Source organism: Larkinella sp., assembly GCF_965227735.1.
Classification (GTDB): Bacteria; Bacteroidota; Bacteroidia; order Cytophagales; family Spirosomataceae; genus Larkinella.
In genome coordinates, this window is record NZ_OZ245776.1 from 3388608 (window position 1) to 3413312 (window position 24705).

The 24705-nt window shown below is 52.0% G+C and carries 22 protein-coding genes; 8 read left to right on the top strand and 14 right to left on the bottom strand.

Annotated elements, in window-relative coordinates; translation table 11 throughout:
* Positions 1-24: 24 nt before the first annotated feature.
* The 3 genes from ACO064_RS12975 to ACO064_RS12985 form a co-directional block, all read right to left on the bottom strand.
* Entirely contained in the window at positions 25-723 is a 699-nt protein-coding gene (locus ACO064_RS12975) for an RDD family protein (RefSeq protein ID WP_421827767.1), read from the bottom strand.
* 103 nt (positions 724-826) lie between these two features.
* Positions 827-2011 carry a glycosyltransferase gene (locus ACO064_RS12980; protein ID WP_421827768.1) on the bottom strand — a complete coding sequence of 395 codons (1185 nt, stop codon included), beginning with the start codon at positions 2009-2011 and terminating at the stop codon, positions 827-829.
* Positions 2012-3112 carry a glycosyltransferase family 4 protein gene (locus ACO064_RS12985; RefSeq protein WP_421827769.1) on the bottom strand — a complete coding sequence of 367 codons (1101 nt, stop codon included), beginning with the start codon at positions 3110-3112 and terminating at the stop codon, positions 2012-2014.
* 174 nt (positions 3113-3286) lie between these two features.
* On the opposite strand from ACO064_RS12985, the gene ACO064_RS12990 reads away from it, so the two are divergent.
* The 3 genes from ACO064_RS12990 to ACO064_RS13000 all read left to right on the top strand — a co-directional run bounded on the left by ACO064_RS12990 (position 3287) and on the right by ACO064_RS13000 (position 5961).
* Positions 3287-4255 carry a stage II sporulation protein M gene (locus ACO064_RS12990; protein WP_421827770.1) on the top strand — a complete coding sequence of 323 codons (969 nt, stop codon included), beginning with the start codon at positions 3287-3289 and terminating at the stop codon, positions 4253-4255.
* Between the two features lie 91 nt (positions 4256-4346).
* Positions 4347-5228 carry a hypothetical protein gene (locus ACO064_RS12995; protein ID WP_421827771.1) on the top strand — a complete coding sequence of 294 codons (882 nt, stop codon included), beginning with the start codon at positions 4347-4349 and terminating at the stop codon, positions 5226-5228.
* Positions 5212-5961, top strand: coding sequence for a DUF4129 domain-containing protein (locus tag ACO064_RS13000; protein WP_421827772.1), 750 nt, complete (start codon positions 5212-5214; stop codon positions 5959-5961). Before ACO064_RS12995 ends, ACO064_RS13000 begins: the two co-directional genes overlap by 17 nt.
* Here ACO064_RS13000 and ACO064_RS13005 read toward each other — a convergent pair whose 3' ends face one another.
* Positions 5962-6750: an SDR family oxidoreductase gene (locus tag ACO064_RS13005; protein ID WP_421827773.1), complete on the bottom strand. Its 789-nt coding sequence runs from the start codon at positions 6748-6750 to the stop codon at positions 5962-5964.
* A gap of 278 nt (positions 6751-7028) precedes the next feature.
* Between ACO064_RS13005 and ACO064_RS13010 the strand changes: the two genes are divergently transcribed.
* The 3 genes from ACO064_RS13010 (at position 7029) to ACO064_RS13020 (ending at position 8929) form a co-directional block, all read left to right on the top strand.
* A complete protein-coding gene (locus ACO064_RS13010; protein WP_114406352.1) occupies positions 7029-7610 on the top strand; it encodes a LemA family protein in 582 nt (193 codons plus the stop codon).
* 74 nt (positions 7611-7684) lie between these two features.
* Positions 7685-8119, top strand: coding sequence for a TPM domain-containing protein (locus ACO064_RS13015; protein ID WP_421827774.1), 435 nt, complete (start codon positions 7685-7687; stop codon positions 8117-8119).
* Positions 8120-8929 (top strand): TPM domain-containing protein, encoded by an 810-nt coding sequence (locus tag ACO064_RS13020; RefSeq protein ID WP_421827775.1) that lies wholly within the window; start codon positions 8120-8122, stop codon positions 8927-8929. It begins immediately after the preceding gene.
* Between the two features lie 45 nt (positions 8930-8974).
* Here the strand turns inward: ACO064_RS13020 and ACO064_RS13025 are convergent, their stop codons facing one another.
* The 7 genes from ACO064_RS13025 to eno all read right to left on the bottom strand — a co-directional run bounded on the left by ACO064_RS13025 (position 8975) and on the right by eno (position 17908).
* A complete protein-coding gene (locus ACO064_RS13025) occupies positions 8975-9529 on the bottom strand; it encodes a hypothetical protein (RefSeq protein ID WP_421827776.1) in 555 nt (184 codons plus the stop codon).
* A gap of 139 nt (positions 9530-9668) precedes the next feature.
* A complete protein-coding gene (gene gpmI, locus ACO064_RS13030; protein WP_421827777.1) occupies positions 9669-11210 on the bottom strand; it encodes a 2,3-bisphosphoglycerate-independent phosphoglycerate mutase in 1542 nt (513 codons plus the stop codon).
* Positions 11211-11323: 113 nt separating this feature from the next.
* Entirely contained in the window at positions 11324-14662 is a 3339-nt protein-coding gene (locus ACO064_RS13035) for a UTP--glucose-1-phosphate uridylyltransferase (protein WP_421827778.1), read from the bottom strand.
* Positions 14663-14665: 3 nt separating this feature from the next.
* Positions 14666-15616 (bottom strand): UTP--glucose-1-phosphate uridylyltransferase, encoded by a 951-nt coding sequence (locus ACO064_RS13040; RefSeq protein ID WP_421827779.1) that lies wholly within the window; start codon positions 15614-15616, stop codon positions 14666-14668.
* 47 nt (positions 15617-15663) lie between these two features.
* Positions 15664-16170, bottom strand: a complete 507-nt coding sequence (locus ACO064_RS13045) for a low molecular weight protein-tyrosine-phosphatase (protein ID WP_421827780.1) — start codon at positions 16168-16170, stop codon at positions 15664-15666.
* Positions 16171-16231: 61 nt separating this feature from the next.
* On the bottom strand, positions 16232-16543 hold the full coding sequence (locus ACO064_RS13050; protein WP_138993107.1) for an FtsB family cell division protein: 312 nt from the start codon (positions 16541-16543) through the stop codon (positions 16232-16234).
* An 87-nt stretch (positions 16544-16630) separates the two neighbouring features.
* On the bottom strand, positions 16631-17908 hold the full coding sequence (gene eno, locus ACO064_RS13055) for a phosphopyruvate hydratase (RefSeq protein WP_421827781.1): 1278 nt from the start codon (positions 17906-17908) through the stop codon (positions 16631-16633).
* Between the two features lie 269 nt (positions 17909-18177).
* On the opposite strand from eno, the gene ACO064_RS13060 reads away from it, so the two are divergent.
* Positions 18178-21081, top strand: a complete 2904-nt coding sequence (locus ACO064_RS13060) for an ATP-binding protein (RefSeq protein WP_421827782.1) — start codon at positions 18178-18180, stop codon at positions 21079-21081.
* A gap of 42 nt (positions 21082-21123) precedes the next feature.
* A complete protein-coding gene (locus tag ACO064_RS13065; protein ID WP_421827783.1) occupies positions 21124-21420 on the top strand; it encodes a hypothetical protein in 297 nt (98 codons plus the stop codon).
* Here ACO064_RS13065 and ACO064_RS13070 read toward each other — a convergent pair.
* From ACO064_RS13070 to rplQ, 3 genes are all read right to left on the bottom strand, one after another.
* On the bottom strand, positions 21417-22613 hold the full coding sequence (locus tag ACO064_RS13070) for a DUF1624 domain-containing protein (protein WP_421827784.1): 1197 nt from the start codon (positions 22611-22613) through the stop codon (positions 21417-21419). The genes ACO064_RS13065 and ACO064_RS13070 overlap by 4 nt on opposite strands.
* Positions 22614-22723: 110 nt before the next feature.
* Positions 22724-23839: a glutamine-hydrolyzing carbamoyl-phosphate synthase small subunit gene (gene carA, locus ACO064_RS13075; RefSeq protein WP_421827785.1), complete on the bottom strand. Its 1116-nt coding sequence runs from the start codon at positions 23837-23839 to the stop codon at positions 22724-22726.
* A gap of 94 nt (positions 23840-23933) precedes the next feature.
* Entirely contained in the window at positions 23934-24701 is a 768-nt protein-coding gene (rplQ, locus tag ACO064_RS13080; RefSeq protein ID WP_421827786.1) for a 50S ribosomal protein L17, read from the bottom strand.
* Positions 24702-24705 lie beyond the last annotated feature (4 nt).

Genomic DNA, 24705 nt, shown 5'->3' on the forward strand with positions numbered 1-24705 from the left:
CCCTGCGGACCGGGCCGCGCAGGCTTAAGAGGCTAAAAATTGATAATCATTGATCAAGGTCCGAAGAAACGTGGTATCGTCCAGTTCCGACCGAACCCCGATGACTTGCTTGACTTTTTCGGCGGCTAAACCGCTGATTTCGGGATTGTTCATCCGCAACGCTTCCCGGACAATGTTCAAATCCCGGTCGGAAAGCTGGGCCACTTCCGGAAACCGCACCTGGTAATCGTCGGGTAAGGCCCGGTAGGTAATCTGCGCCAGCGTAACGGGGCGGGTCAGTTTCACCACCGTGGTTCCGGCGGCAATGTCGCCAATTCGCTGGCCCCGGCCGTTGGCCGCAATGGTAATGACGGCCACCATTCCGCCAAAAAACATCGGTGATTCGATGAGCCGGAGCAGCCAGCGGAGCAGATAAGCCCCCAAACCGGGTTGCGATCCGTCAAGCATTACCACCCGGATTTTCATCGCGATTTTCCCCAGACTCTGCCCGTTCAGAAACGTTTCGCACAGCAGATCGTAGAGCATGAACGGCAGCAACAAAAACAGGCCCGTCCAGAAAGGACTCCGAAATGCGCCGGGGAGCAGTTTGGTCAGCACAAAATACAGAATCAGCCATCCCAGCAGAATCAGGTAATCGAGCAACAACGCCAGAATCCGGTCGCCCAAACTGGCGGGTTCGTATTCCAGCGTAACGTTTTGGGAAGTCTGAATCGAAACGGTCATAATAATCTGGTTTTCCTGGCAAGACTTTCGACCATTTGATTTGTTTTCCGCCTGACCCTGTCAGGGTCTTTGACCGCTGACAGGGTCAGGCGGGAAACAAAAATCAAAGATGATTAAAAATCGTTTCTGCAAAATAAACGTTCGAATTGCGATCGGCTAACTTTTGCAGATTTGTTTTCGAATACGGGATTTCTTCCGTCAAAATCCGTTCCAGAAGCCCCCGGATCGCATCCGGCGAGGTCGCATCGGTCACCGCACCCAATTGCTCGGTTTGCACCAGATGTCCCAGATAGCCGTAATCCGACGCCAACACCGGTTTTCCGGAAACCGCAGCCCGCACCACAACCGACGCCATGCCGATGTGATTCTGGTATAACGCCAAAACATAGTCCGACAACTCGAAATAAACCTGAATTTGCCGTCCTTTTATTTCGTCAAACACCCGCACCATCTGCATGTCGCTCCCGACTTCAGCCATGCTGCTTTCGACTTTTTCCCGAAAACCGGGTTGAATTGGCCCGGCCAGCACCAGACACAACGCCCGTTGCTGCTCCGGTTTCAGGAGTTTCAGGGCATCGAGCAGCGGTTCGATGCCTTTGCGGTCGTCCAGATGCCCGAAAAGCAGCAGAATCCGGCGGTTGGGCGAAATCTGAAGTTTCGTCCGCAGTTGTTCTACCTCGGCGGGCGTAATGGCATACGATTCGACCGGATCGGCCAGCGGCCAGATTTTGACGTGCGGACTCAACGCCCGTAATCCTTCCACCGCCGAATGATCCAGGCAAAACAGATTCGTCAGGCCTTTCCGGTTCAGAACCCCGTTCAGCGTAACTTTTTTTCGGATTCCGTTCAGCCGGGCTTTGATGCCGGGCCGGGTTTTGTAATGGAAATCCGGCCGAAAATAAATACCGGAAACGGCAAAGGGCGCCGACCGCCCCAGCCAGGTTGCCAGCATAAACAGATCGAAATACATCAGCAAAACGTGCGATGGTTGATGCGTCTGTCCGTATTTCAACACCAGATTCCACTCCTTGAACGAACGGGTCGCCATCGACGCTCCGTGTACGGTTTCAATGTCTTCCTCCGAAATGGGCACGAACCGGATGTTTTCGACACCCGGTTTGGCTTCGAGCAAGGCCTCAAATTGCTTCCCGAACGATGGCTGGGTAACGACGATTAGCTCACCTTCGGGGCGGTTTTGCACCCAATAGGCGATCAGATGCGTCAGATAATCAGCATGATGGCCGTCGATGATCGTATCAAAAAGCAGGATTTTATTCGCTCTGTTCACTTATGCAATACGTTGGTAAACCTGAAGTGTTTGACTCGCCGTTTTTTCCAGCGAAAAGAACTGCCCCCGCTCGCGTCCTTTCCGGATCAGCGATTGGCGCAGGGAGTCGTCCAGAATGATTTTTTCAATTTGCTGCTGCATCTCCGACGCCGATTCCGGATCGAAATACAACGCGGCTTCCTGCGCCACTTCCGGAAAACACGACGCCCGACTCAACACCACCGGGCAACCAGCCGCAAAAGCCTCCAGAATTGGAATGCCGAAGCCTTCGTAGAGCGACGGATAGACAAACGCCAGCGCGTTCTGGTACAACCGATACAGCGTAAAATCGTCGATGTTGCGCTGGCTGATCCGGTCGGTCAGCCCCAGTTGCTGAATCCACTGCGTTTCTTCCGGACTGAACGAACCGCCCCCCGCGCAAATCAGTTGGACGTGACGGTATTTTTTGAGCGTCGGCGCAATCGCCTTTAAAAAAGAAATGAAATTTTTGTAATCGTTGCGGGCGCCGACATACAGCAAATATGCTTCCGGAACCTCGATTTGAACGGTTTCGGGCACTTTCAGCGTCTGAAAAGCCGTCGCGTGGTAAACGACGGTGATCTTTTCCGGTTTGATGTTGAATAGTTCGATCAGATCGGTTTTGGTGTTTTCCGAAACCGCAATGATCTGGGCGCTCCGGTCGAACAACTTTTGCTTTAGGTCTTTCGACGCATTATCGATATGACCGAATTCGGCCCCAAACTTGTCTTTGATGGCATCGTGATACGTTAGTACCACCGGTTTTTTCGTGTGCTTCAGAAAGTACGGGTGAAAAAAAGTAGGATGAAAAACGTCGTAGTTATTCTGCATCAACCGGGTCACGCTCCACAATCGGTTCACCTGCGAAAAGAGCATGTTGGTGGGCATAAAACCCAGAAAATACGAAAAAGACTGTACCCGAAACGCGTCACTTTCCAGCAGGTAGGCATTGTTGGAAAACAAAAGCGACAACTGGGTTTCGACGCCTTTTTTTTGCAGCGATACCATCAGATCATAAAAATACCGGGACACTCCGCCATACCGCACCCCCGTAAAGGCCTGATGGTCAAACAATACTTTCATAAAATAGCCAAATACACACAGAAACTACAAACTTACGGAGAAACCCTTTGACAACGGCTATTTGTTGCCGAAATCGACCGTATTGTCCCCGTTCGTACGAGCGGCTTTGAAATATGGCATTTGATTTGCAATTTATCCGACCCAATGGGTTTTGGCCCATAACCCGGTTTTTTCATGCGCGAAGCGGCTTTTATCAAACAGAATACGGAAAAGTGGAAAGAGATCGAGAGCGAACCCGTGACCGCCAACGACCGCTCCAACCCCGATGTGCTGACCGACCACTTCATCGAGCTGACCGATGATCTGTCGTATGCCCGGACGTTTTATCCGACTTCGCCCGTCACCCGGTATCTCAACGGTCTGGCGGCCACAATGCACCGGCGGCTGATGGGCAACAAACGGGAGGAACGCAGCCGTTTTGTCCAGTTCTGGGCGGTAGAATTGCCGTTGCTGTTCCGAAAATCGCACCGGCTTTTGCTGGTGTCGTTCGTCATTTTTCTGGTAGCGGCTGCGCTGGGCTGGGTGTCGGCGGCCAACGACGAGTTGTTTGTCCGGCTGATTCTGGGCGACGATTACGTCAACATGACGCTCGAAAACATCCGGAAAGGCGATCCGCTGGCGGTTTATAAAGGCAGCGGACAAGCCGATATGTTCATGGGCATCACCGTCAACAACATCCGGGTTTCGTTCATCGCGTTCATTCTGGGCTTGTTTGCGTCCTTCGGAACGATTGCCGTCATGTTTCAGAACGGCGTGATGCTCGGAGCCTTCCAGTATTTTTTCTACGAACGCGGTTTGCTACTTCCGTCGGTCTTGACAATCTGGATTCACGGAACGCTGGAGATTTCGGCGATTGTGATTGCGGGGAGTGCCGGTCTGACGCTCGGCAACAGTTTGTTGTTTCCGGGCACCTGGTCGCGGCTGGAGTCGTTCAAACGCGGGGCCAAACAGGGACTCAAAATTGTGATCGGGCTGGTGCCGGTTTTCGTCACGGCGGGTTTTCTGGAGAGTTTCGTCACGCGGTTACCGCTGCATCCGGTGGTGAGTTCCGCCATCATTCTGGCGTCGGCCGCGTTCATTATCTGGTACTTTATTCTGTATCCCATTCAACTGGAGAGGAAGTTTGATGGGAACGCAGATTGAACGGATGTAACGGATTTCCACGGATAAAATCTGTTTAAATCCGCTCAATCGATTTAATCCGTGTTCCCATCCATTAAACAAATAACAACCTATGAACCTGTACCAAACGCGCGATTTCGGCGAAAAAATCAACGCCACGATTCAATATGCCGTCAAGCAAATCCGCAGTCTTAGCACGGCTTTGTTGTACATTGCCGGGGCTCCGGCGCTGATTGCGGGAATTGCGTCGGGTATGGCATCGGCGTCGATGCTGTCGACGCAACCAACCGGGGTGAATCCCCCCCGCATGAACGACTGGATGATTCAGCAGTTATCTAGCCCCTATTACCTGGTGGCCATTGTGTTTGCGTTGTTCATCCCGCTGCTGGTCAACCTCACCGTCTACGGCCATTTGAAAGTCTACAACCGCAACCCAGCCGAACCCGTCACCGTCGAAGCGGTTTGGGCGGAGGTGCAGAATGCGTTCGGACGGGCTGTTATTACGTGGCTGGTAGTTGGGATTCTCGTCATTGCAGCCACGCTCTTTTTCCTGATTCCGGGTATTTATCTGGGCGTGGTTTTTTCGTTGGCACTGGCGGTCGTGGTCCTGGAAGGGGGTTCGGCCAGCACATTTATGGGGCGGTGTTTCGACCTGATCCGCGATCACTGGTGGTCGACCTTCGGGCTGATCATCATCATCAGTTTTATCGCCTACATTCTCAGTTTCGCGTTCAATGTGCCCGCAGCCGGTGTCAGCATGATGGTCGCCCTGAAACTCGTCCCGAGTATGCCGGTTTACGTGACGATTCTGACCAGCATCCTCAGCACGGTCGGCAGTGTGGTGGTCTCGTCACTCATCGCCCTGGGCATCGCTTTTCAGTATTTCAACCTGGTTGAATTGCGGGATGGTCGCAGCATTCTGTCGGCCATCGACAGCATCGGATCGACCACGCCCCCGCCCATTCCCCGCTCCAGCGATGAAGGTGATTATTAACCGTAGGATAAAAAACCGCCTGACCGGTTTGCTGCTCCTGATGACCCTGACCGGTTTTCCAGCGATGGCCCAACTGCCCGTTCCCCAGGCCAAAGACACGGCGCAGGCGCAACCGGCTCCCGACGACCGCAGTTCGATTCGGGTGCGAAAACCGTCGACCGCCAAGTTGAACGACTACCGCAACGACCGCGATTACCAGTATGGCCAGGACTTTAAACCGGGCAACAACCTGTGGTCCAAGTTCTGGAGCTGGTTCTGGCAGAAAGTGGGCGAATTTTTGACGAGCAAATCCTACCAGAATTTCTGGCAATATGTGCTTCTGGCGGCTGCTGCGGGTTTGGTAGTCTGGCTGGTCATCAAAGCCGAAATCATGGGATTCATTTTCAGTAAAAAATCACAGGGAGCAGCCTTGACTTATGAAACGCTGACCGAAAATATTCACGAAATCGACTTCGAGCAACAGATCAATGCGGCCATCGCCCAGCGAAACTACCGGCTGGCGGTTCGGTTACTGTATCTGCAAACGCTGAAACACCTGAGTAACCACAACCTGATCGACTGGAAACCGAATAAAACCAACCGCAGCTACGTCTACGAACTGGCGCAATCGCCCCTGCAACCGGCGTTTGAAACCCTGACAACCCAGTTTGAATACATCTGGTACGGCGATTTTCCGATTACCGAGGAACGGTTTAAGCCGCTGCAGGAGTCGTTTGAACGGTTTAACCGGTAATCATAAACCGCCTGTCTTTCCGCCATCCACCGGCACGTTGATTCCGTTGATCGAAGCCGCTGCGGGTGTGCAGAGAAAGGCCACGGCTGCCGCTACTTCTTCCGCTTCCGCAAACCGCCGACTCGGAATTTCGGCCTGCATTTGGGCTTCAATTTCATCCAGCGATTTATCCTGCGCGCTCGCCCGCATGTTCAATACGGCATCCAGACGGGCCGTACGCGTATAACCGGGCAACACGTTGTTAACCGTAATTCCGAATTGAGCCATTTCCAGCGACAGGGTTTTGGCCCACTGCGCCACCGCCCCGCGAATGGTGTTGGAAACGCCCAGCCCAACAATAGGTTGTTTCACCGACGTGGAAATAATGTTGACAATCCGGCCATACCCCGCCCGCTTCATGGATGGGATCACTGCCTGTGCTAAAATCTGGTTGTTGAGCAAATGCGCGGCAAAGGTTTTGGTAAACTCCTCCAGTTTGGCGTCGATCAACGCCCCACCCGCCGGGCCACCGGTATTGTTGATCAGAATGTGAACATCCGGAAATTCTTGCAGGTAGGTTTCAATCACGGTTTTTACTTCTTCCGGATTGGCAAAATCGGCCACCTGATACCGGTGTTTCTGCCCCTGCTGCGTGTCTAATGAGCCGATGGCCTCTTTCAATTTTTCTTCATTGCGAGCCAGCAGCGTAACATTTGCGCCCAATAGCGCCAGTTCAACGGCGGTCGCGTAGCCAATTCCCTGCGTGCTTCCACAGACAATGGCGGTTTTTCCGGTAAGCGAAAGATTCATCGTAAAGTCGGTTTAATCCGGGCCGTTTTTAGCTGGTACAACCCATTCATTTGTGTAAAATGCTAAATAACGGCATTGCGGCAATATTTTTACTAATTTACCAATCAATTAGTATCCGTAATCAGTTATTCACCCGAATCACCTGCCACCCGTCCGCACCGGTTTCCAATCATCAACCCCGGCGGATGGGTTACGGTCGAAAGCGTCCGGCCGTGTAATTTATTGGGATACGGATCCGGTTTTAACGAACTTTGCTAACAAATTAATCGATAAAAAACATGTCTAAAGGTCTTATTATTGGCATCGTCCTGGTTCTGATTTTTGGTTTTTTCGGATGCAGTACATATAACGGTATCGTCGGGAAAGACGCGAATGTGGGTGAAAAATGGGCCCAGGTCCAAACGCAGTACCAACGCCGGGCCGACCTGGTTCCGAACCTGGTGAACACCGTAAAAGGAGCCGCCAATTTCGAGAAAAGTACACTGACAGCGGTGATGGAAGCTCGTTCGAAAGCCACCAGCGTTCAACTGACCGCCGACCAACTGACGCCCGAAAATGTTCAGAAATTTCAGGCCGCTCAGGACCAGTTAGGAGGTACGCTGTCGCGTCTGTTGGCCGTGTCCGAAAACTATCCGCAGTTGAGAGCCACCCAGAATTTCTCTGAACTCCAGTCGCAACTGGAAGGCACCGAAAACCGTATCAGTGTAGCGCGGAACGATTTCAACGCGGCTGTGAAAGACTATAACGTCTCCGTTCGCACGTTCCCGGCCAATATTTTCGCCGGCATTTTCGGTTTCTCGCCGAAAGGGTTCTTCGAAGCGTCGCAAGCCGCCCAGAACGCGCCAGCCGTCCAGTTTTAAATGATGAATTATGAATGATGAATGAGTTTAACTTTCCACTCATCATTCATAATTCATCGTTTCTTATTTCATACATGTCCGCAATCAATCTTTTCACGTCCGAGGAGCAGCAGCAGATCATTCAGGCGATTCGATCGGCTGAACTGGAAACGTCGGGCGAAATCCGGGTTCATCTCGAGTTGCATTGTCCAACACCCGACGTCATCGAACGGGCGGTGCAGGTTTTCCGGCAACTGAGCATGGACCAGACCGCCCAGCGCAACGGCGTTTTGTTTTATCTGGCGACAGAAGACCACAAATTTGCGGTATTGGGCGATGAAGGCATCAACAAAGTTGTGCCCAACGACTTTTGGGTAACTACCAAAGACATTATGCGTGAAAATTTTCGCGCCGGTCGGTTTACGCAAGGGTTTTGTCTGGGAATTGAACGGGCAGGGCAGCAGTTACGACAGTATTTTCCTCGTCTGGACAATGACTCTAACGAGCTTTCCGACGAAATTTCGCACTAAATGAAACTTCACTTTGTCACATATCGCTTTGCACTACCGGTTCGAATTCTGTTGATTCTTCTGCTGGCTGTAGTTTCCTTTCGGACCTACGCCCAGGACGATGTCATTCCGCCCCGACCCAATCCACCGCGTCTGGTCAATGATTTTGTGGGAATTCTGAAAGCGGACGAACGGGCGAGACTGGAGGAAAAGCTACGAGTTTACAACGACTCGACATCCACCCAAATCGTCATTGTGATTGCCAAAACCACTGAACCTTACCCGATTGGCGACTACAGTTTTCAGATCGGTCGCAAGTGGGGAGTGGGACAAAAAGGGCAGAACAACGGTCTGGTAATGACCTGGGTACCGTCTACCCGCAAGGTGTTCATCGCCACGGGTTACGGCCTGGAAGGAGCGATCCCGGATGCCATTGCCAAGCGGATTGTCAGTCAGATTATTGTCCCGCGTTTCAAAAGCGAACAATGGTACGCCGGTTTGGACGAAGCGACCGACGAAATCATTCGCCGGGCCAGTGGCGAATACAAAGCTGACCCTGCGGACGACAGCGGTGGCGGTGACGGCATCCTCTTCTTCATCATCATTTTTGTCGTGATCATCGTCATCATCTGGATCAGCCGGAACCGGGGCGGGGGTGGTAGCAACCGAAACCGGGGCGGAGGTTTCTTTCCGGTTCCTTTCCCGACCTCAACGTTCTCGGGCTGGGGCAGTTCGTCCGGCAATTGGGGTGGCGGAGGTGGTGGCGGCAGCAGTTTCGGCGGCTTCGGGGGCGGCAGCTTCGGCGGTGGCGGTGCTGGCGGGGATTATTGAGTGAAGAGTTAAGAGTTATCAGACAAACGTTTTAACTCTTCACTATCAATTCTTAACTAATTCGCCATCAATCAAAAACCGCTTCTCATCCAGCCACGCCAGTTGCTGAAATCCTTCCATGTGGTAGCGTTTGACCGCGCCTTTCTCGCTTTCCAGCCAAACGTTCCGTTCCGATTCGTAGAGTGAATTCTTCGTTCGCAAAGTCGCTTTAACCAGCCGGGGCTGGCGGGTGACCGCGTCCAGTTCGATGCGCAGAACCTGAACGGGGAGTTTTTCGCCCGGTTTCAGGGTGTATTCATACGTGAGTGAATCCGGATGGTTTTTCAGGTAACTGGCCTGATACGCCTGCTTGTTAATGTCCGCTTGCAAAAACAAATCGAGTTCGCGGCTCCAGTCAATGTCTTTCGTCGTTTGTTGCTCCCGGTCGTCGCCAAAACCGGCCTGTTTCAAAACCGTCGGCTGCTGGCTTTGTAACTGGCTGATCTGCTGCTCGATATACGATTTCAGATCGTAGTACGTTCCGGCGGGGGCTTCTTTGGTGGGATTGCTGCAAGCGGCTAACGCCAGAATAAAAACAAGTCCGTAACTAAATTTCATCATCCTAAAAAATACCCCCTGACTTTCCAATCAGGGGGAGTGCAGTAGTCGTTAGTTGGCGAACACCAAGCTGCGCCGAAAAGTTTTTTGTCGAGAAAAGAGAAAAGACGATTGGCCATTGACGATCGACAATGGCCAATCGTCATTTTACCCCCGCAATTAGGCTATGACCCGTCATGACGGCGGGTTGCGCGATGCCCATCAGGTGCAGAATCGTCGGGGCAATATCCGCCAGGACACCGTTGTTCAATTTCGGATGAAAGTCATTATCGACCAAAATACACGGAACCGGGTTGGTTGTGTGGGCCGTATTGGGTGAACCATCTTCGTTGATCATAAAATCCGCGTTGCCGTGGTCGGCAATCACAATGGTCGTATACCCGTGGGCCAGCGCCGCGGTGATCACTGCCTGAGCGCATTGATCCACGGTTTCGGCGGCTTTTACAACGGCTGAGAACACACCCGTATGGCCTACCATGTCGGTATTGGCGAAATTCAGACAGACAAAATCAACCTGCTCCCGTTCCAGTTCCGGAATGATTGCGTCGCGGATGTCCCTGGCGCTCATCTCCGGTTGCAGGTCGTAGGTCGCGACTTTGGGCGATGGACACAACAGGCGACTTTCACCCTCGAACACATCCTCACGACCGCCGGAAAAGAAGAACGTCACGTGCGGATACTTCTCGGTTTCGGCAATCCGGATCTGTTTCTTACCTGCTTTGGAAACTACTTCTCCGAGCGTATTCGTCAGATTATCTTTATCGTAAATGACCTTCACGCCCACAAAGTCATTGTCATAATTGGTCAGTGTGACGTAATACAGATTCAACTTCTTCATGTCCTGCTCCGGATAATCCCGCTGACTGAGTGCCAGCGTAATTTCGCGGCCCCGGTCGGTGCGGAAGTTGAAGCAAAGCACCACATCGCCCTCCTGAATCGTCGCCAACGGACTTCCGTCGGGATTTGTCACGATGATGGGTTTGATAAACTCGTCCGTTACACCCTCTTCGTAGGAGTGATGAACCGCCGACAACTCACCGCCGACTTCGCAGGTTGTGTGACCAATGCCCTTCACCATCGCATCATAGGCCAGTTTAACGCGTTCCCAGCGGTTATCCCGGTCCATCGCAAAATACCGCCCGGTGATGCTGGCAATCTGCCCCGTTGTCGTTTTCAGATGCGCTTCCAGATCGGCCAGAAAACCGTAACCGCTTTTCGGGTCCGTGTCGCGACCATCGGTAAATGCGTGGATGAAGACATCCGTCAAGCCTTGCTCGTGCGCGACTGTACATAGGCCTTTCAGGTGTTCGATGTGGGAGTGAACCCCACCGTCGGATACCAGCCCAATAAAATGGACTTTCTTACCGTTGGTTTTGGCGTAATGCAGCGCGTCCAGCAAAACCGGTTCTTTGTCCAGCGTGTGTTGTTCAACGGCTAAATTGATTTTCACCAAATCCTGATACACAATTCGCCCCGCACCGAGGTTCATGTGTCCCACTTCCGAGTTGCCCATCTGACCCGCCGGTAAACCAACGGCCAAACCCGAAGCCTCCAACTGGCTGTGTGAATAATTCGTATACAACGAGTCCACAAAGGGCGTATTAGCGGCATCAATCGCCGATACATCGATCTTTCGGGCAATTCCCCAGCCGTCCAGAATCATTAATATGACTTTCTTATTCATGCTTCGAAATTAACAACTTTTTTGATAGGAACGCGGATTGAACGGATCAGACGGATTTTAACAGATAAAGTAATTCGTTCGAATCCGTCTGATCCGTTCAATCCGCGCTCCCATCAAACCTCAAATGTACCCAAACCGGCAATGTAGTCTTTGCTGCCGTCGGTGACCCAGGCATCCAACTGGGCCGGATCTTTCATTTGTTGCCCGCGCATCCGCGGAACCGCAATGTAACCGCATTGAACGTCGGTCAATGCCGACATATCGCTCCATAATTTCTCGATCTGCGCCACCGGGTAAATATCCTCCTGACCGTGTCCCCAGCGGTATTTGACGTCTTTGGTCGTTACATAGGTTGGAATCCGGTGAGCAACGCTCCGAACGGCTTTGGCGAGTTTGGCTTCGTCGCCGTCCTGCAAATCCTGCCGCGTCAGACCAAACAGCGCCAGCAACGGATCGATCTGAATCCAGGTCGTCATCGAGTTGTAATAACTCAGATTCAGTTCGTCCTCCTCGCGCGGTTGCGCCAGTCCTTCCAGCAGCCGCAGGTTTCCGTTGACCCGCGCCAGTCCTCCCCCACGGTCTTCGATCCGGCGGGGAACCACCTCAAATGTTAGCACATTGCCCGATTCCAGGTGATGCCCCAGAGCCGCCGGGTTCACATCCGCACCCAGCGTATCGATGTTGTGCAACATGACGGTTTCCAACTGCGGGTGTTCGGCCAGCAAACGCGCTAAGGTTCCGTTGCGGAGCAAATTGGAGACTTCATACCAGTGTCCCAGGGGCGAAAACCGCTGAGCGGCAATGTTATCGACGTAATCCGAGCCTTCGCCCTTCGATTTGGCCCAGCCAATCATCGTCTGGCGAACGGCATCGCGCACTTTCTGCTTGTTTTCGTCGAGCGTTTCCTGCGGCATTTCTTCCCACATAAACCGCAAATCGCGCTCCATCGGCACAAACCGCTGCCCAATCGAACGGCCCGGCGACAGATAGGTGGTGCCGGAATACCCAAAATTCCGGGTTTCCTCCAGCGTCCGGCGAATTGGTTCGTGCGTCAGATAGCTGGTGGCCACCAGATGCGGAATCAGGCCACCGTAAGTTTCGGCCACTTTGCGGGTTTTCGCCAGATGGATTTCCAGAAAGCTCCGGTGTCGACCGTCGATTTCTACAAACGGATTCAGCGCTTTGATTACCCCCGCGCCTTTTGTCCAGCGACTGCCTACGCCCGCTGCCAGACTCAAAACCGCTACTTTTCCGGCGCGAATGGCCGCTTCACCGGTTTTGACGGATGCCGTCAGTTCATCAAATTGAACAATGTCATCCGGCTGTACATCTTCAATTGTCGTTTCAGCCGCTAACCGATTGCGTGACAGACCAATACGGCCTTTTTGCAAATCTTCCCGAATTTCCTCGTGCTGGATGTAATCGAAGCCGTTTTCTTTCTTGATGCGTTCGGCTTTTTCGTTTTCAACACTGCGGTTGCTCTGCGAAGTCGGGTCTGACACTTTGAACAGATTGCTGATAATCGTTCGCAGAAGCGGATAGGCAAGGTTATTTTTCTCGCAATAGGTCGTAAACAAATCGATTTCCGCCCGGCGGCTATACGAAATCGAAGCGGGGTCTTTCCGAACCAGTTCCGACACGTGAATACCGTAATATTGTTCCGGCATCAGGGCTTCGGTTCCGGCCTGCAAAGTCGCCCAGGTTCCTTTGTAATTGATGCTCCAGTTATAGACCACCGGTTCCATCGCAAACGGCAGCGACGCCGACAATTCCGCTTTCGTTTTCCGTAGAATGTCCAGCACCTTCATTTTGTAGTCTTCGTACCCCGCCGGATTGACAAACATCCCCATGCCGCCCCCAGACATCCCGCCCAACATCAAAAAACCGTAGTAATCGTCGCCAAAGGCGGTTTTTGCTTTGGAAATGATTTGTTCGGTAAAATAGGTGGATGCCCACGGAATAATCGTTTTGATCGGACCTTCCCAGTTTTGGGCCGTATTGGCACCCAATTTACGGATGTCTCCTTCTTTGATAGCCGCCAGAATGTTATCGAAAACCTGATTGGTTTGTTGCCGGGCGTTCCACTCATTGTCGCCCCGGAGCAGGTATTTTTCGGTCACCATTTCCAGAATCGGGCCAACGTTGGAAGCCATCCCACCGTGCATCAGCACCAGCGATTTCATAATTTTCTCGCCCATTTCCGGGTGAATTTCCTCACCCTGCAACACCCGGTGACGCGGCAGTAAGGTTCCGCGACTGATGCCGGATTCGGGGTCGCCTTCCTGCGCAAACGTGCCCTGAATGGCTTTGATACCGGGCCACACCCCGCCCGAATCCTGCCAGCCTCCGCCCGAACCGCCGATCCACTCACCCAGAATGGCCCGCGATGCCACCAGCCGTCGTTCACTTTCTTCCAAACCGCCTTCCAGCTTTTGGGTTTGACCGGTCGCCCGCATGAGCAGGCTGATGATCGAACCCAGGAGGTTGGTGGAAACCGCAAACCGGGAGCCTTTCGGAATGTCGTTCACTTTGGTCACCAGCTCGATACCCATGCCCGGTGCCACGATTCGGGACAGAATATCCGGCAACGACTGGTTCGTATTTTCGAACGAAGGCGGAATGAGACCAGAGGCAATAACACCGGCTTTCACCAGGCTCAGGTAGTCATTCCCGAAATTGAACAAATCGGCGAGATCGGCAATGTCTTTCGTGGTGTTTAAGTCGATGCTCGTCAGCCGTAAAACCGGGTCCGGTATCACGCGAACGTAGCAGTTCAGCGGGGGGCGAATGTCGGCATCGCGGCCGAAAACGCCCAAATCAATGGAGATATTGACCACGCGTGCGCCTTCCGGATAATCCATTCCGAGGAAGAAAATATCCGACCAGCCGCTGTGCGTCAAGTCCATCCGCACGGACGTCTGTTCGTGCAGGATGGGATAAAAGAGTGAATTCTCCGGGCGTTTCAGCAATGCCGGATGAACCCGGATCGGGTGTTCTTCGCGGTGACCGACCCGAAACATCCACTGGTTTCCTTTGCTGGAACGCACGCTTTTCCGAACCTGCCCCGCCAGAATCTGGAATGATAGATGGTGGTAGCTTTCGGCCAGGGCGCTGAACAAGGCCGCATTCGGACCTTGTTTTTCCAGTTCGTGTAGAAAGGTAGCGATGGCCTGTTCAAACCGGCGGGCGAGTAAATCCTCAAAACCGGCGTAGGGCACTTTCCCGGTTGCTGGTGTTTCGGACGTTTCCATCAGGAAAAACCGGAAGCCCGCATACAGGAACAGAATGGCTCTTACCTTATCGTATAAACTCGGTGTCGATTTCCGAAATTCATCCAATTCGCGCAACAGAACCAGCAACTCTTTCCCCGACAACCGGCGACTTATTTCGTAAAAAGAACGGTTGCGTTTGGCGGGATCTGTCGAAGTAATCGTTTCTATGAAAACGTTCATATATCAGACAGTTCTGCTGTTTGCTTCGGCCAGTAATTCCACCATTGTCGACAGGATATCACTGTGGGCATCGCCCGCTAATCCCAACGCAATCTGAGCGCGTAACAAACCGTGTTTCCGGCTTAAATCGTAGCGATTGCCTTTTACTTCCAGTGCCAGATAGTTTTCCGTTTCGGCCAGTTCCTGCAGGGCAGGCGTCAGCAAAATATTGCTGCTGTTCTGGTCGATGTATTTCTGCAAAATGGAGAAAATGGCGGGCGTAAAAACGTGCATTCCGAAGAAACAGAGGTAATACCCGGCCCGTAAACCCGGCGTCTGAAGTTCGAGTTCGGCCACACTCAGGGGCGGTTTTTCAATAATTTTCTCAATCTGATAGACGCCCGAACGATTGGCGGCCTGTTTGCCGGTCAGTGTTCCATAGCGACCGATCTGGTGTTCGATGGTCGGATTGACGGCCGAAACCGAGCAGTTTTCCTGCGAAGCCAGTTCCAAAAGCTGGGCCGCGCAGCTTTTCAGTTTGAGATTGGAAACATAAAGATAATCTCCCAAAAGCAGCAGAAAGGGCTCATCGTTCACAAAATCCCGGGCGCAGTAGACGGCATGGCCGTAGCCGAGTGGTTCTTTTTGTTCGGCAAACTGAACCCGATCCAGCAAATGATCGATTTTCTCGGCTTCTTTCTTTGCCCAGTCGACGCCCTTGAATGAATTGAACAAATTATCCCGCAGAGAAGCAAAGGCTTTGAGATAGCGGTCACCGTCGCCGGGCGCACAAACCACACACAATTCTTCGATTCCGCTGGCAAACGCTTCTTCAGCAATAATCTGGATCACCGGTTTATGCAAACCGTCGGTGTCGATCACCGGAAGCATGGCTTTCTGAATGGTATCCGCAACCGGATAGAGCCTTTCGCCACGGGCGGCCGCCGTAATCACCGCTTTTTTAATTCTCATCATTTACGAAGCTAATTTTAAGATGGTATATCGTTGAGTAGTTTTCAATTTTACTCCGGTTTTAGCGCATGTTGCTCTACCAGGTAATTCAGTAAATTTTCGCAGCAACGGGACACAATCTGATAGACTTGTTCAAAAACCGCAGCATCTTCATAATACGGGTCTGGTACACTCAACCCATTCGGCCCGGAATCCGGCTGGGGATCGAATTCACGCAGTAAAACCGTGTTTTCTTCGCTGTAAAGTCCGGTGCTCCGGTGGCTGAAATACTGAATGGCATCATAATTCGCTTCGTCCATCGCCACGAGATAGTCGAACTGCGACAAATCTTCGCCCGACAGCTTACGGGCGCGGTGGGTCAGTTTAATGCCGTGTTCGAGGGCGTTTTCACGGGTCCGGCGGTCGGGCAGGTCGCCAATGTGGTAGGAGGAGGTGCCGGCTGAGTCGCACTGAATCGACGCTTCCAAACCGCGTTCTTTGATCAACTGCTGAAAGACGCCTTCCGCCACCGGCGACCGACAAATATTTCCCAGACAGACAAAGAGAACGTTAAGCATGATGATGGGTAATGGACGATGGGCCATTGTCAATCGTCAATGGCCGATGGTCACTAAAGGTCTACTTTTCAATCGGTTCATTTTTCTCATTCACCAGCACATAAACATCCTCATTGGGCTTTTTCATGAGGTAGTTTTCGCGGGCGTATTTTTCCTGCAAACGGGGATTGCCCAGAATGGACTGGCGCTGAATTTCTACTTCCTTAATTTTTTCGTCGTAATAGACCAGATCCGTCTCCAGATCGCCCAGTTTCAGGCTGTTGCGGACCTGAGAAATGATGTCGTTGGCGTCAAAAAACAGCATCCAGATCAACAATCCCACACCCGTTGCGAAATAGAAGTTTTTGACGACTCGGAGGATTTTGGTCAGCATGGGATTTTGAAATAAATGCCCCCAACCACCTAAAGGGAGCTTTCAGCATCTGGCTTTTTTAGCTCCCTTTAGGCGGTTGAGGTAGTATTACATTTTGATTCCGGGGAAATACGCGATTTCGCCCAGTTCTTCTTCAATGCGAAGCAACTGGTTGTATTTCGCCATCCGATCCGAACGGGACGCCGAGCCGGTTTTGATCTGACCCGTATTCAGGGCCACGGCCAAATCAGCAATCGTTGCATCTTCCGTTTCACCGGAGCGGTGCGACATGATGTTTTTATACGAATTGCGTTTCGCCAGGTTAACCGTGTTGATGGTTTCCGTCAGCGAACCGATTTGGTTTACTTTCACCAGAACGGCGTTAGCGATGCCCTGATCGATGCCCTGCTGCAGACGCGTAACGTTCGTCACAAACAAGTCATCCCCAACGAGTTGGGTTTTCTTGCCGATCAGTTCGGTTTGCTCTTTCCAGCCACTCCAGTCGTCTTCGGCCATGCCGTCTTCGATGGAGATAATCGGATATTTGTCAACCCACTCTTTCCAGTAGTTCGCCATTTCGGATGAGCTGAGTTTGTCGCCCGTCGATTTTTTGAAATGGTACGTTCCGGATTCGGCATCGTAAAACTCCGACGCAGCGGCATCCATGGCAATGTAAATATCCTGACCGGCACGATACCCGGCTTTGTCGATGGCCTGCAGAATGATCTGGATAGCCTCTTCGTTCGAGGGGATGTTGGGAGCAAAACCGCCTTCGTCGCCCACGTTGGTCGACATGCCTTTGCTCTTCAGTACTTTTTTCAGCGAGTGGAACACTTCCGTTCCCCAACGCAGGGCTTCCGAGAAACTGGGTGCGCCAACCGGCATCACCATAAATTCCTGGAAATCAATCGAATTATCCGCGTGGCTACCACCGTTCAGAATGTTCATCATTGGCACGGGCAGCGTGTTGGCGTTGACACCACCGATGTAGCGGTACAGCGGCAAACCGGCTTCCTGAGCAGCCGCTTTGGCTATCGCCATCGATACGCCCAGAATGGCATTGGCTCCCAAACGACCTTTGTTCGACGTACCATCCAGTTCAATCATAATCCGGTCGATCATGCTCTGATCGAACACCGACGATCCTACCAGTTCCGGGAAGATCAGTTCATTAACGTTCTGAACCGCTCTCAATACGCCTTTGCCGACGTACCGCTTCGGATCATCGTCGCGCAATTCGACGGCTTCGTGTGAACCGGTCGAGGCACCCGATGGAACGGCCGCACGGCCCAAAAAACCGTTTTCGGTACGAACATCGACTTCCACGGTCGGATTGCCTCTCGAATCCAGAATCTGTCTGGCATGAATGGACTGAATAATACTCATTGTGTCTGAAAAAGTTAGTTAGTATTCTGTAAACGAAAAGGAACAAGTGCGCAGAAAATTCCCTGAGGATTCTTAAATGGCACTGTTACCATTTGCTAACAATCGGTTATAGCACGATTTTTGCCATACAAAGTAAGTGATTTTTTCGGTTTGTAGGGAATGCCCGATGAATTAAGCCATTCGGTATTACGCAATTATTACCCGACGATTTAACCATCCGGCCCACGTATTCGTGGTGTCTCAGCGGGAAATGAGGTATGCAGATTTTTATGACGCCCCTACGAAGCCCACGGGTCTTGCTGCTGGTGTTTTATTTGAGTAGCCAAACCCTGGTTGGTCTGGCTCAGAAAAACCGTGTCTACACGGCCCGGGCCGGCGTCATGGACCTTTCTTCCTACTCCTATGGTGCTTCGGAACCGGTAGCTCTCGTGGGCGACTGGTTTTTTAAATGGGATCAATTTGTCGATTCAGCCCGCGTCGTCACGAACCAAACCCTGATACCAGTACCCGGAAACTGGCATTCGTATACCGGCAGTTCCACCTTATTTCCCCAGGATTTGGGCCACTGCACCTACGGGTTGCGGATTATCCTTCCTGATTCAGGAAAAGTATGGTCGCTGCGCCTTCCACCAATCCGAACCGCGTATACGTTATATGTCAATGGTCAGTTGGTGACCCAGACCGGCCGGGTGGCAACCGACCGGAGCATGAAACCGGAGATCAACGCGAAAGTCGTTTCGTTTCTGGTACCGGGCAAAGAAGCGTTCCTGTTGCTGCACGTTTCCAACTATTACTTTGCCTACGGTGGCATCTGGAAAAGCCTGGAGTTGGGCAACCCGGTGGTTATTGCGCAAAGCCGGGAACGAAGCCTGTTGCTTTCTTCCTTCATCGTGGGCGCTCTATTCATCATTGGCCTGTACCACTTTGTGCTCTATGCGCTTCGTCGAAAAGACCGGGCGCCCTTGCTGTTTGGCATCCTCTGTGTACTGGCCGCGTTTCGGGAGAATTTCAATTCGGAGAGTCTTTTTTTTCTGGTTTTTCCCGAAGCAGACTGGGTGCTGGCCAACAAGGCACTCTATGGCGCCTTTCCAATTGGGATCATCGGCATCACGCTTTACCTGCAATGCCTGTTTCCGGGTACTATTTCGGCTTTGGCCCGGAAAAGCATTTTTGCTCTGAACGTGGGCTTTCTGGCGCTGGTGCTTCTCACACCACCCCCGATCTACGCAGCCTGGGGTACCCTCATCAGTCCCCTCGCGACGGTCGAATGCGGTTATTTTTTCTGGATTGCGTTTCAGGCTTCCCGGCAAAAGAAAGAAGGCGGTTTCATCCTTTTTTGTGATATGATCCTGCTGACGGCCTGTGTGATCAACGACACCCTGTATCAGGCCGGTCTCATTCACACCTATTTCCTGCTTTCCAGTGCCGTGGTCGTTTTTACCCTCTGTCAGTCGCTGTTGCTGGCAATCCGTTTTTCTACGGCTTTCAAGCGAACGGAAGCATTGACGGTGGAATTGAAAACGGCGAACCAGCTCATTGAGCAAATGGCCCTGAAACGGCAGGAAGCCGACCGGCGCAAGGAGGTGGAAGAAGTAAAAAACCGTTTTTTCTCCAACATTACCCACGAATTCCGGACGCCACTCACGCTGATTATCTCCCCCATCGAGCAACTGCTGCCCCCACAGGGGAAAGGGTTTTCTGTTGAAAATTCCGTTCTCCAAAATACGCTGACCACCATCCACCGCAATGCGCGCCAGTTGCTTCAACTGATCAATCAATTGCTGGATCTGTCAAAGCTGGAATCCGGCAGTCTGACCATTCAGGAATCGCAGGGCGATGTGGTTCATTTCCTGAATGATCTGGTCAACTCATTCCGGATAACCGCCGAAACCAAACGGATTCAATTGACGTATCAACCCGGTCCCCTGCCAGACCAACTGCTGTTCGATGACGACAAATGGGGAAAAATCAGTTACAATCTGCTTTCGAACGCCTTGAAGTATACGCCCGGCGGAGGCTCGGTTGAGGTCAAATTGACCGCTGAGCCAATGCAGGCGACTGGGTATCTGATTTTGCGGCTGTCGGTTTCTGATACCGGAATCGGTATTGCTTCGGACCAGCTTCCCCACATTTTCGACCGCTTCTATCAGATCGATGCTTCCCGGACCCGCTCTTTCGGCGGAACCGGCATCGGGTTGGCGCTGGTGAGAGAATTGACGGATCTGCTCAATGGCACAGTTAGCGTGGAAAGCGAAGTTGGCAAAGGCACAACCGTAACCGTGGAGTGTCCCGTTCGTCTTCCCTTCGCCGATCATCCAACACTGAACCCGGTTACCTCCCAGACCCTCTGGCCGGAAATTTCGCCCCCCTTCGTAGCTCCGTTACCCGATAAAATCGCTTCTATCAACGAAACGCTCCCGCTCATTCTGGTCGTGGAGGATAACCCTGCCCTGCGCCACCTGATCGCAGCCGGACTTGCCAATACCTACCGGGTGATTGCAGCCGCTGATGGGCAGGAAGGATGGAAATTCTGCCAGGCGGAATTGCCCGATCTGGTGCTGAGCGACATCATGATGCCGGAAATGGACGGGCTTCAACTCTGTCGGCTTATCAAGCAAACGAGCCAAACGAGCCACATTGCCGTTATTCTGCTGACCGCCAAAACCGCTTCCGAAAGCAAGCTGGAAGGCCTTTCGGTGGGAGCCAACGATTATTTAACCAAACCCTTCGATCAGCGGGAATTGCAACTTCGCGTGGCTAACCTGCTCCACTATCAATCGACGTTGCGTAAATTTTACAACCTCCAGTTCAGCAAACCCCAAACGACTGCGCTGCCAGCCTACGAAAACGCTTTCCTAAGTCAACTCTACCAGGCCCTTGAAAAGCACATCGACGATGCCAAACTCTCCGTCGACGACCTTGCCGTGGAGGTGTCGATGAGTTCCCGAACCCTCAATCGCAAACTGACGACCATGCTGGGCATGACGGTCAGTGAGTTTATCCGCAATTACCGCCTTCGCAAAGCCGCCGATTTGTTAAAAGCTGGTTATCCGGTTTCGGAAACCGCCTATATGGTTGGTTTTGAGAGCCCTTCCTATTTTGGTCAATGCTTCAAAGACCTCTTCACTTTATCACCTTCTGAGTACATCCGGAGTATACTGTCTGAAAATTGAGTGTAATTGTCCGAAAATTGCGAGTCTGTTTGGGGCAAAATCATGAATATTGCAGCCTACTATTTTCTCTGTTCTGATCATGCATTTGTGTACGAGCCATCCAACAATGGCTCGTACCTGCCATTTTTTTCTTTTTATATGGAGCATTTATTCGCTGAATCGAACACGTGGGATATAGGCATCGATCCATCCCTGGACATCCCTTCCGAGGAAACCTACCAACGTTATCTAGTCAATTTGCATTACCAGACCATCGAATACCAAAATTATTCGGCGCGGTTTTCACCCAAGCAAACGGCTAAACTTCAGTGGTTTTCAACCGACATTGCCCTGGCTTAAAGATAGCTCCAGATCGGGCTTCGACTCTGGTTTTTGATTCGGCCATACCATCTGCAGAGTGGATACATGACCAATACGACCAGTATCCACACGCCGTAGGTCAAACCAAGTGACAAACCGTGGTTTGGCATCATGCCAGCGGTCTTATTCTGAAAATCAATAGCCGACCACGGAATACCATCTGACAACAGAAGCACAATCGCCAGGACGTGAATGATGAAGAAGTGAACTACGAAGTAGAAGAGAGGAACACGGCCATAGACCACCAAAAACGGCATCCAGTTGGTCCGCTTGCCCTCCAGCCAGCTCAGCAGCAAAATGGCCGGTCCCAGCGTAATCAGGGTGTATAGCAACGATGGCGGATATTTGGTAAGGTTGATAAATGAAAAGAACGTAAATAACGGCGTTTTCTGTATAGTCCACGGAACAGGATCACCGTAAACATTCAGGGTGCGAATCAGAATAAAAACCGTTACAGCACCGAGTCCGATCCACTTAAGCATTCTCCGGCGCTTCTCAGGCCCAAAATCAGGGCTAAACAATTCCCCTAAACAATAGCCCAGCAGTATAATGCCGATCCACGGAAGCACCGGGTAACTCGTAAAGGCGATCCGACCCGAACCGAGGGGAATGGCATTGCGCTGGTGCAACATCGACCAGATGAGGTCCATCACGGTGCCGGGTTGGAAGGAAACGCCGTCCAGCGCATTATGCCCGAATAAAATCAGCAGACCAATGGCTAAAAGGATTCTTTGGGGCAAAAATAGCAACCCACTCAAAACCACCATGCCGAAGCCCGTTGCCCAGACGACCTCCAGAGCGGTTACGGAGAACGTTAGGTCGAACCATATTGTCAGGTTGACGACGGTTACATCAAAAACCATCAACCATAGACCGCGCGTCAGCAGAAAAACACTCAGTTGCGATCTGGTCTTTTTGCGGCTCATCAAATAAGCTGATGTTCCCGCCAGAAAGACAAAAGTTGGCGCACAGAAATGCGTTATCCAGCGCGTTATGTAAACGATCGGCGTGATGGTATTCAAATCCGTGGCATCATAGAAAAAACCGTTGTAGTGAATGAAATCACGGGTATGATCCAGTGCCATAATGACCATCACGATGCCTCGCACCGTATCGATGCTCAGAATGCGGGCGGCTACACGATTCAGAGGCAGGGTGGCCGTAACTGACATGGCATGAGGGGATTAATTATTTACTCACAAGTTAGCTTTACAGGCAACCCGGAGCAAACTCCGCCAACAAGAGGCATAAAAAAAACCGGTCATTGACCGGTTTTTCATTCTTATCGTGCTTCGACCTCGATCAGTTTCACAAAGTCATCGAATAAATACCGGGAATCGTGGGGACCGGGCGAAGCTTCCGGGTGATATTGTACCGAGAAGGCCGGGCGGTCTTTCCGACGAATCCCTTCGATCGTTTTATCGTTCAGGTTAACGTGCGTCAGCTCAATATCCCGGTTTTCCATCACCTCATCTGCCCGCACGGCGAAACCGTGGTTCTGTGACGTCACTTCACACAGGCCCGTGATCAGGTTTTTGACCGGATGGTTCAAACCCCGGTGACCATTGTGCATTTTATAAGTCGTAATGCCACTGGCCAGCGACAGAATCTGGTGTCCGAGACAAATGCCGAACAGCGGTTTATCGGTTTCCAGCGCCTGCTTTACAGTCTGAACGGCGTAAGGCATGGCGGCCGGGTCGCCGGGGCCATTGGAGATAAAATAACCGTCCGGGTTCCAGGCATTGATTTCTTCAAAAGGCGTTTTGGCCGGAAAAACCCGGCAGTGCGCTCCCCGGCTTGCCAGGTTATTTAGAATGCTTTTCTTGATTCCCAGGTCCAAAACCGCTACTTTAAAATCGGCACGACCGGCATCGCCTGCTTCGTATATCTGTTGGGTACTTACTTCCGACGAAAGCTCCAGGCCTTCCATGTCCGGAATCTGGTGCAGCCGATCGAGCAGAACGGCCGGGTCCAGAATTTCGGAGGAAATAATGCAGTTCATAACGCCTTTATCGCGAATGTGCCGCACTACCTGCCGGGTGTCAATCCCGCTGATCCCCACAATGTTAGCCCTTTCAAAGTATTCCTGCAAGGAGGTATCAGCCGTATGGCGTGAATGAATCTGCGAAAAGAAATTACAGACCATGCCCCGGATTTTTACACTTCCGGACTCCTCCTCATCCCGGTATTGCACCCCGTAATTACCAATGTGAGACGTTGTGTTAACGATCACCTGACCATAATACGAGGGATCGGTATAAATCTCCTGGTAGCCGGTCATGCCCGTGTTGAAGCATATTTCACCACCTGCCGTCCCGATTTTGCCGAGAGCCGTTCCCCTAAACACGGAACCATCTTTCAAAACCAGTAAAGCATCTGGTTGCTGAACCTGTTTCATGAATTACGTTGGAGTTTTTGAGTTAAAAAAAAGGGTTAACCCGTTACGGTTAACCCTCTATTTGGTATTTGAGTTCGCTCTTCACAATGATTAATTAGCTGGGTCGACCGCCGTTCAATTCATCCTGCAAGGTCTTTAACTCGTCGAATTTGCCATCGCGGGCCAGAGCAGCCTGTTGTGGCCATGTTTCCGGCGTGTGTGAAGCAAACTGAGATCCGGCGTTATCAAGGATTTCCTTGATGGCTTCCGGGGTCATGTCGGCCACCTGAGCGAAGGTTGTTACACCAGCGGCTACCAGCACTTCAGCGATCTTCGGGCCAACGCCCTCGATCAGAGCCAGATCATCGGCCGCAGCTTCAGGGGCTGTTTCGACGGCGGGAGCGGCTTCGGTTGTTGCTTCAGCTACCGGTGCGGCTGCAACAGTTTCATCGGCTTTCCGGCCACCCCGACGACCGCGACGGGTCCGGGTTGCTTTTTGCTCATCAACGGCAGTCAACATGGTTTCGTTGAAGTCTACCAGTTCGATGATGCAGGTTTCGGCGTTATCACCCAACCGGTTTCCCAGTTTGATGATCCGGGTGTAGCCCCCCGGGCGGTTCGAGATTTTGTCCGATACAACGTTGAACAGTTCTTTCATCGTCTCCTTGTTCTGGAGGTACGAGAAAACAACCCGGCGGTTCTGATACGAATCGTCTTTGGCGCGGGTCAGCAGGGGTTCAACATATTTCCGCAATTCTTTCGCTTTGGCAACTGTCGTCTCGATGCGCTTGCTCAGAATCAGCGAGGATGCCATGTTCGACAGCATTGCCGTCCGGTGTGAATGGGTCCTGCTAAGGTGATTATTTTTTTTACCGTGTCTCATGGTA

Coding starts and splice junctions, on each gene's coding strand:
- ACO064_RS12995 (WP_421827771.1), top strand. CDS start 4,347: ATGAACCTGTACCAAACGCGCGATTTCGGCGAAAAAATCAACGCCACG.
- ACO064_RS12975 (WP_421827767.1), bottom strand. CDS start 723: ATGACCGTTTCGATTCAGACTTCCCAAAACGTTACGCTGGAATACGAA.
- ACO064_RS12990 (WP_421827770.1), top strand. CDS start 3,287: ATGCGCGAAGCGGCTTTTATCAAACAGAATACGGAAAAGTGGAAAGAG.
- eno (WP_421827781.1), bottom strand. CDS start 17,908: ATGAGTATTATTCAGTCCATTCATGCCAGACAGATTCTGGATTCGAGA.
- ACO064_RS13015 (WP_421827774.1), top strand. CDS start 7,685: ATGTCCGCAATCAATCTTTTCACGTCCGAGGAGCAGCAGCAGATCATT.
- ACO064_RS13005 (WP_421827773.1), bottom strand. CDS start 6,750: ATGAATCTTTCGCTTACCGGAAAAACCGCCATTGTCTGTGGAAGCACG.
- ACO064_RS13065 (WP_421827783.1), top strand. CDS start 21,124: ATGAATATTGCAGCCTACTATTTTCTCTGTTCTGATCATGCATTTGTG.
- ACO064_RS13070 (WP_421827784.1), bottom strand. CDS start 22,613: ATGTCAGTTACGGCCACCCTGCCTCTGAATCGTGTAGCCGCCCGCATT.
- ACO064_RS13060 (WP_421827782.1), top strand. CDS start 18,178: ATGACGCCCCTACGAAGCCCACGGGTCTTGCTGCTGGTGTTTTATTTG.
- ACO064_RS13025 (WP_421827776.1), bottom strand. CDS start 9,529: ATGATGAAATTTAGTTACGGACTTGTTTTTATTCTGGCGTTAGCCGCT.
- ACO064_RS12985 (WP_421827769.1), bottom strand. CDS start 3,112: ATGAAAGTATTGTTTGACCATCAGGCCTTTACGGGGGTGCGGTATGGC.
- rplQ (WP_421827786.1), bottom strand. CDS start 24,701: ATGAGACACGGTAAAAAAAATAATCACCTTAGCAGGACCCATTCACAC.
- gpmI (WP_421827777.1), bottom strand. CDS start 11,210: ATGAATAAGAAAGTCATATTAATGATTCTGGACGGCTGGGGAATTGCC.
- ACO064_RS13035 (WP_421827778.1), bottom strand. CDS start 14,662: ATGAACGTTTTCATAGAAACGATTACTTCGACAGATCCCGCCAAACGC.
- ACO064_RS13010 (WP_114406352.1), top strand. CDS start 7,029: ATGTCTAAAGGTCTTATTATTGGCATCGTCCTGGTTCTGATTTTTGGT.
- ACO064_RS13020 (WP_421827775.1), top strand. CDS start 8,120: ATGAAACTTCACTTTGTCACATATCGCTTTGCACTACCGGTTCGAATT.
- ACO064_RS13000 (WP_421827772.1), top strand. CDS start 5,212: ATGAAGGTGATTATTAACCGTAGGATAAAAAACCGCCTGACCGGTTTG.
- ACO064_RS13045 (WP_421827780.1), bottom strand. CDS start 16,170: ATGCTTAACGTTCTCTTTGTCTGTCTGGGAAATATTTGTCGGTCGCCG.
- ACO064_RS13040 (WP_421827779.1), bottom strand. CDS start 15,616: ATGATGAGAATTAAAAAAGCGGTGATTACGGCGGCCGCCCGTGGCGAA.
- ACO064_RS13050 (WP_138993107.1), bottom strand. CDS start 16,543: ATGCTGACCAAAATCCTCCGAGTCGTCAAAAACTTCTATTTCGCAACG.
- carA (WP_421827785.1), bottom strand. CDS start 23,839: ATGAAACAGGTTCAGCAACCAGATGCTTTACTGGTTTTGAAAGATGGT.